General features: G+C 33.2%; 2 protein-coding genes. One reads left to right on the top strand and one right to left on the bottom strand.

Features of this window, described 5'->3' with window-relative positions:
• Window positions 1-142 precede the first annotated feature (142 nt).
• Complete coding sequence (locus AWU74_RS12200; RefSeq protein WP_062328824.1) at window positions 143-361, bottom strand: hypothetical protein; 219 nt, start codon at window positions 359-361, stop codon at window positions 143-145.
• On the opposite strand from AWU74_RS12200, the gene AWU74_RS13620 reads away from it, so the two are divergent.
• A partial coding sequence (locus AWU74_RS13620; RefSeq protein ID WP_368853471.1) for an HAD hydrolase family protein occupies window positions 336-470 on the top strand: 135 nt, incomplete at its 3' end. The genes AWU74_RS12200 and AWU74_RS13620 overlap by 26 nt on opposite strands.

Genomic DNA, 470 nt, shown 5'->3' with positions numbered 1-470 from the left:
ATATCCATTGCCCGTATTAAAGAATTATTACTCCCTCATAAAAGGTCCTTTGGACAAAGCGGAAAATCATGATTTTATGCGATTGCTTGAAAATCAAGTAAAAATTAAAGCTATTACTTATGATACGAAAACCATAATACTCTCATTTCTTTTTATTCCTATACATAGTTTCACATTCACCGAATATAGCACTCATCTCTTCTTTTGTTTTAACGCACGAGAGCCCCCAGTACTTATTTACTAAATCATACTGCTCATTAGTTATTACTTCAGTGAAATTATTGAATATATCATAAAATTTTTCATTATGCTGATCCGCTGCTATAATTTTATTGATGCTTCCATTGGCGAATATGCTCAAAGAAATGAACTTGCGCTATGAAAATGTGTTGTACATTGGAGATGATATAAACGATTACGAAGCGATGAAGAAGTGTAAACTACGCTGTTGCCCATCGAACGCAGTTACT

It is taken from the genome of Treponema endosymbiont of Eucomonympha sp., assembly GCF_001028545.1.
This window is presented reverse-complemented; position numbering and strand designations above follow the sequence as displayed.